This is a genomic window from Providencia sp. JGM181 (assembly GCF_018257375.1).
Taxonomy (GTDB): Bacteria; Pseudomonadota; Gammaproteobacteria; order Enterobacterales; family Enterobacteriaceae; genus Providencia; species Providencia lanzhouensis.
This window is the reverse complement of sequence record NZ_JAERJY010000186.1, coordinates 1-5,490: the sequence shown is the minus strand read 5'-3', so window position 1 is coordinate 5,490 and position 5,490 is coordinate 1. Positions and strand designations below refer to the sequence as shown.

The following is a 5,490-nucleotide window of genomic DNA, read 5'->3' as shown; positions in this document are numbered from 1 at the left end:
ACAGGGTTAATGTTATTAAGCTCATTCAGTATTGGTGATTAAGCTAGCAATATTGAACATTAGCTTGCTAACTTGATGATTTTTACAGTATTGGTGAGTAATGTAACAGTATGAATATTTAAACCCGCTTTAATTTAAGGTGTTCAATATTGGTGATGTAGGTTTTATTTTTAAATATCCAGTTTGTGATACTCATATAAATATTAAACCGCAACTGTTCCATTTATTTTATTCTAGGAGATGTAATGAATATTATTACATGCTACAAATCTGTTCCCGATGAACAAGATATTGTTGTTAATAGCTCAGATGGCTCTTTAGATTTTTCTCGCGCTGATACTAAAATTAGTCAATATGATTTAAATGCCATTGAAGCTGCGAATCAAATAAAAGCGCAGCAACCAGAAAGTAAAGTTATTGCGTTAAGTATTGGTGGCAAAGCGCTGACCAACATGAAAGGTCGTAAAGACGTTTTATCCCGTGGTCCTGATGAATTAGTCGTGGTGGTTGAAGACCAATTCGAATATGCCCTGCCGCATCAAAGCGCGATTGCCCTTAGTGCCGCCGCCAAAAAGGTGGGCTTTGATTTGATTCTGTGCGGTGATGGCTCTGCTGACCTCAACGCCCAGCAAGTCAGTATTTTAATGGGAGAAGAGCTGCAAGTTCCTGCCATTAATGGGGTCAAAAAAATCCTCTCTATTGCACCAGATGCCATTGTTGTTGAACGTGAACTCGAAGACGAAATCGAAACGTTATCCATTCCACTGCCTGCGGTTCTTGCAGTGACTTCAGACATTAACGTCCCTGTTATTCCATCGATGAAAGCCATTTTAGGTGCTGCGAAAAAACCTGTTCAAGCTTGGACGGCTGCTGATATCGGTCTTGGCGATGTGGCGGCGTTATCGGCTCAATCGATTGCTGCACCAAAACAAAAAGTTCGTCAGCGCATCATTATTGAAGGCGATGGCGATGACCAAGTTGCACAGTTCGCTGAACACTTAAGAAAAATCATTAAATAATAGGGGGAGTTATGAGCAAATTATCAACCGTTTGGGTACTGAGTGACATGGCTTCTCGCTTACCTGAACTGATCGGCGGCGCACAGACTCTTGGTGAACATGTCAACGTTATCGCATTGGATGACGCGCAAACTACGCAAGCTTTTCAACTCGGTGCAAACCAAGTTATTCAATTATCCGGCAAACCGGATGACCGTATTATCGAAGATTATGCAGATACCGTCGTCGATGTGATCAAGCAACATGGTGATACCGGACTGCTGTTACTGCCAAATACACGTCGTGGAAAACTATTGGCGGCACGTTTAGGCGCAAGACTGCAAGCCGCAGTCTCGAATGATGCAGCCACTGTCGTCATTGAAGATAACAAACCGGTTATCAAGCACATGGTCTATGGCGGCTTGGCGTTCGGCAGTGAAACATTAAGCAGCTCATTTTCCATCGCCACAGTGGCGACTGGGACTTTTGATGCCGCATCAAGTAATGCATCACTTAGCGGCACAGCCCAAGTTGCACAATGGATTGAACCAAAACAATCTGTTGTACGTACCTCGGTTCAGCAAAAAGCCGGTAACTCTGTTGAGTTAGACAAAGCACGCCTTGTGGTCAGTGTGGGTCGAGGCATCGGTAGCCAAGAAAATATTGCCATTGCTAAAGCATTAGCGGATTCCATTGGTGCTGAAATTGCGTGTTCCCGCCCTGTGGCTGAAAACGAAAAATGGATGGAGCATGAACGCTATGTAGGTATTTCCAACCTGATGATCAAACCTGAACTGTATCTTGCAGTCGGTATTTCAGGGCAGATCCAACACATGGTTGGCGCTAATGGAGCTCAAACGATTGTTGCCATCAACAAAGACAAAAATGCCCCTATCTTCCAATTTGCAGATTACGGAATTGTTGGGGATCTCTTTAAAATTCTTCCAGCACTGACTCAGCAACTGGCCAAATAAACATCCTAAGTAGTGGGGGAACTCCCTCACTACTGCATTAAGTTTGGAGACACTATGTCCGATGATATTTTTGATGCAATCATAGTAGGAGCTGGTCTGGCTGGCTCAGTTGCTGCACTGGTACTTGCCCGTGAAGGTGCTCAAGTTCTCCTAATTGAAAGAGGAAACTATGCGGGCGGCAAGAACGTAACAGGTGGGCGCATGTATGCTCACAGTTTAGAGCGGATCATTCCTGGGTTTACCAAAGAAGCACCTATTGAGCGCATGATCACCCACGAAAAGCTCTCTTTTATGACCGAAACCGGTGCAATGACGGTGGATTACCAAAATGGTGACCCGCAGAAACCTGAAGAAACCTCATGGTCCATCCTGCGTGGAAAACTGGATCCATGGTTAGCTGAACAAGCTGAAAATGCAGGCGCACAATGCATCACAGGGATCCGCGTTGATAAGCTGGTTGAACGTGATGGCAAAGTCGTTGGTGTCGAAGCTGACGGTGATGTACTCGAAGCCAAAGTGGTGATCCTCGCCGACGGCGTAAATTCCCTTCTAGCAGAACAATTGGGCATGACAAAACGCGTCAGTGCCGAGCACGTCGCTGTCGGCGTCAAAGAACTAATTGAACTGCCAAAAGACGTTTTACAAAACCGCTTCAACCTTCAAGGTAACGAAGGTGTTGCATGGCTATTTGCTGGCTCACCAACCGATGGACTGATGGGTGGTGGTTTCCTTTACACCAACGAAGATACGATTTCGTTAGGGCTGGTGTGTGGTCTACACCATATCAAAGATGCCAAAAAATCTGTTCCACAAATGCTCGAAGACTTTAAACAGCACCCTGCTGTCGCACCATTAATTGAAGGCGGAAAAATGATCGAGTACGCCGCCCATGTAGTGCCTGAAGCTGGTTTAAAAATGCAATCTGAACTGGTTCGAGATGGCGTTCTAGTGGCTGGCGATGCCGCAGGTATGTGTATGAACTTAGGCTTTACCATCCGCGGTATGGATTTAGCCGTCGCCTCGGGTGAAGCTGCAGCTCAAGCCGTACTCAGCGCAATGAAAAAAGAGGACTTTAGCAAGCAAGGCCTAAGCGAATATCTCACCTTGCTGGAACAAGGCCCACTGCGCGATATGAAAGCCTACCAAAGAATGCCTGAATTCTTAGATAACCCGCGCATGTTCACCGCATACCCGGAGATGGCACTTGGTATTGCCAAAAAACTGTTCACCATCTCAGATGAAGCCCCTGTGCCTCTGCGCAAAACCATGCTGCAACATGCGAAAAAAGTCGGCTTTATGAATCTAATTAAAGACGGAATTAAAGGAGTGAGAGCGATATGAGTGCTCCCGTAAATGTTGATGTCAAACTCGGTATTAATAAATTTAATGTCGATGAAGAGATCCCCCATATCGTTATCAAAGAGCAACCTGATATGGCGGTACTCGAAACATTAACCAAAGCCTGCCCAGCAGGTTTGTATAAAAAACAAGATGATGGCTCGGTGCGTTTTGATTATGCCGGCTGTCTTGAATGTGGGACATGCCGCATTCTGGGTCTCGGTAGCGCACTGGAAAAATGGGAATATCCACGCGGTACCTTCGGTATTGAGTTTCGATACGGCTGATATAACTAGCGCTTACTCTCGAAGCGAAGTTATCCCATAAAGTTATGTTGCTTCGAGAGTTTTTTTTATTTTATTGCGCTAATGCAGGTAACGACTATGCAACCTAAAAGCTTTGATGACATCCAGTTTTCCTCAGTCCACCGCCGCATTATGTTGTGGGGCAGCGGTGGGCCTTTTCTTGACGGTTACGTATTAGTCCTCATTGGCGTTGCCTTAGAGCAGCTCACTCCAGTGCTTAATTTAAGTAATGAGTGGATTGGTTTACTCGGTGCAGCCACGTTAGCGGGGCTGTTCATCGGTACCTCTTTATTTGGTTATATCTGCGACCAAGTCGGTCGCCGTAAAATGTTCCTGATTGATATTGTGGCGATTGGAGCAATCTCCGTCGCTACGATGTTTGTTTCAACGCCTTTACAGCTTCTGTTAATGCGCTTTTTAATAGGCATTGTCATCGGGGCTGACTACCCGATAGCCACGTCGATGATCACCGAATTTTCCAATACTAAACAGCGCGCTTTTGCTGTCGGGTTTATTGCTGCAATGTGGTACGTCGGTGCCACTTGTGCCAACCTTGTGGGCTATGCTTTATATGATGTTGAAGATGGCTGGCGCTGGATGCTTGGAAGTGCCGTAATTCCCTGCATCGTGATTTTGATTGGTCGTTTTGATTTACCTGAGTCGCCACTTTGGTTGATCCGCAAAGGTCGGCATCAAGAATGCCAAAAAATGATGACCAAATTATTCGGTCAGCCCGTGGTATTTGAGGCCGAAGAGCAAAAGAAAACCCGCTTTATTGATATTTTTACCAAGCGGCACTTCTCTTTTGTCTTATTCACCGCAGCGATTTGGACTTGCCAAGTGATCCCCATGTTTGCCATTTACACATTTGGCCCGCAAATTGTCGGGGAACTTGGTTGGGATCAAGGGAAAAATGCCGCACTCGGTAATGTCGTCATTAGCCTATTCTTTATGCTCGGCTGCTTACCTGCAATGTACTGGCTCAACAAAATGGGCAGAAGGCCATTACTGATAGGCAGCTTTGCAATTATGACCTGCGCACTGGCTATCCTCGGTTTATTCTCCAATCTGGGGATCTGCTTAGTGATCATTATGTTCGGTATTTACGCTTTCTTTTCTGGCGGTCCAGGGATATTACAATGGCTGTATCCGAACGAGCTTTTTCCGACCGATATTCGTGCTTCCGCTGTTGGCGTGATTATGTCTATAAGCCGCATCGGAACCATTTTTTCAACGTGGGCACTGCCTGTCTTTATTCACGAATATGGCATTAGCCATGTGGTACTCATGGGGGCTGGCGTTTCGTTAGTCGGCTTAGTGGTTTCCATCCTGTTTGCGCCAGAAACCAAAGGATTAACCTTAGCGCAAACCTCCAAGATGAGCATAATGAAAAGAAAATAGCCTAATACCCATTTTAAAAATCTTTCGTCTAATCACAACGAAATCTCGGGGATTAAATATCCCCGTGTCCTTGGCTCTATTTCAGGCTCTTTAGATATTAATTCAACTTTATCACTTCTTAAAAATTGAATACCCGTAAGATCATGTCCATAAATATCTTTCAGCGCCCATTCTTTTTTTAAAAAATGGCCGCTTAATAAGGAATCTAGCCGAGCTAAATCAACTTTTATTTTCTCATTAGAATAAGTATTGAGTTTTGTCTGTAATTTATAGCGAAGAAATTCCAACATAATAATGCTTGCATTACATATCGCATATTGGTTTATTGACGCTAAATTCCCACCAATGACATAACATTCCCAGTTATGATGAACATCAACAATCGCATCCACTTCACTATTTTCATCAGTAACTTCAAAGAATCGATTTTCAAAGCCGTACCAATTAGCTACTTCCGTGTGAGCGTTAAACTTT

Annotated in this window: 5 protein-coding genes and 1 pseudogene; 5 read left to right on the top strand and 1 reads right to left on the bottom strand. The window is 44.6% G+C overall.

Translation table 11 applies throughout. The annotated features are described in order from the left end of the window. The first annotated feature begins 245 nt into the window (after positions 1 to 245). The 5 genes from fixA to JK188_RS16145 all read left to right on the top strand — a co-directional run bounded on the left by fixA (position 246) and on the right by JK188_RS16145 (position 5,016). Positions 246 to 1,019 carry a putative electron transfer flavoprotein FixA gene (gene fixA, locus JK188_RS16165; RefSeq protein WP_211886527.1) on the top strand — a complete coding sequence of 258 codons (774 nt, stop codon included), beginning with the start codon at positions 246 to 248 and terminating at the stop codon, positions 1,017 to 1,019. 11 nt (positions 1,020 to 1,030) lie between these two features. Continuing rightward, positions 1,031 to 1,972 (top strand): FAD-binding protein, encoded by a 942-nt coding sequence (locus JK188_RS16160; RefSeq protein ID WP_211886529.1) that lies wholly within the window; start codon positions 1,031 to 1,033, stop codon positions 1,970 to 1,972. Between the two features lie 54 nt (positions 1,973 to 2,026). Continuing rightward, positions 2,027 to 3,313: an FAD-dependent oxidoreductase FixC gene (gene fixC, locus JK188_RS16155; protein WP_036954109.1), complete on the top strand. Its 1,287-nt coding sequence runs from the start codon at positions 2,027 to 2,029 to the stop codon at positions 3,311 to 3,313. Then, positions 3,310 to 3,597 carry a ferredoxin-like protein FixX gene (fixX, locus tag JK188_RS16150; RefSeq protein ID WP_036954107.1) on the top strand — a complete coding sequence of 96 codons (288 nt, stop codon included), beginning with the start codon at positions 3,310 to 3,312 and terminating at the stop codon, positions 3,595 to 3,597. The genes fixC and fixX overlap by 4 nt, the downstream gene beginning before the upstream one ends. Before the next feature lie 96 nt (positions 3,598 to 3,693). Beyond that, positions 3,694 to 5,016 carry an MFS transporter gene (locus JK188_RS16145; RefSeq protein WP_108479456.1) on the top strand — a complete coding sequence of 441 codons (1,323 nt, stop codon included), beginning with the start codon at positions 3,694 to 3,696 and terminating at the stop codon, positions 5,014 to 5,016. Between the two features lie 32 nt (positions 5,017 to 5,048). On the opposite strand, the pseudogene JK188_RS18030 reads toward JK188_RS16145, so the two are convergent. Further along, positions 5,049 to 5,490: pseudogene (locus JK188_RS18030) on the bottom strand (hypothetical protein); the annotation flags it as partial.

What these genes read in the sequence shown, in the direction of transcription:
- fixX (WP_036954107.1), top strand. Translation starts at nt 3,310, where the DNA reads ATGAGTGCTCCCGTAAATGTTGATGTCAAACTCGGTATTAATAAATTT.
- fixA (WP_211886527.1), top strand. Translation starts at nt 246, where the DNA reads ATGAATATTATTACATGCTACAAATCTGTTCCCGATGAACAAGATATT.
- JK188_RS16145 (WP_108479456.1), top strand. Translation starts at nt 3,694, where the DNA reads ATGCAACCTAAAAGCTTTGATGACATCCAGTTTTCCTCAGTCCACCGC.
- JK188_RS16160 (WP_211886529.1), top strand. Translation starts at nt 1,031, where the DNA reads ATGAGCAAATTATCAACCGTTTGGGTACTGAGTGACATGGCTTCTCGC.
- fixC (WP_036954109.1), top strand. Translation starts at nt 2,027, where the DNA reads ATGTCCGATGATATTTTTGATGCAATCATAGTAGGAGCTGGTCTGGCT.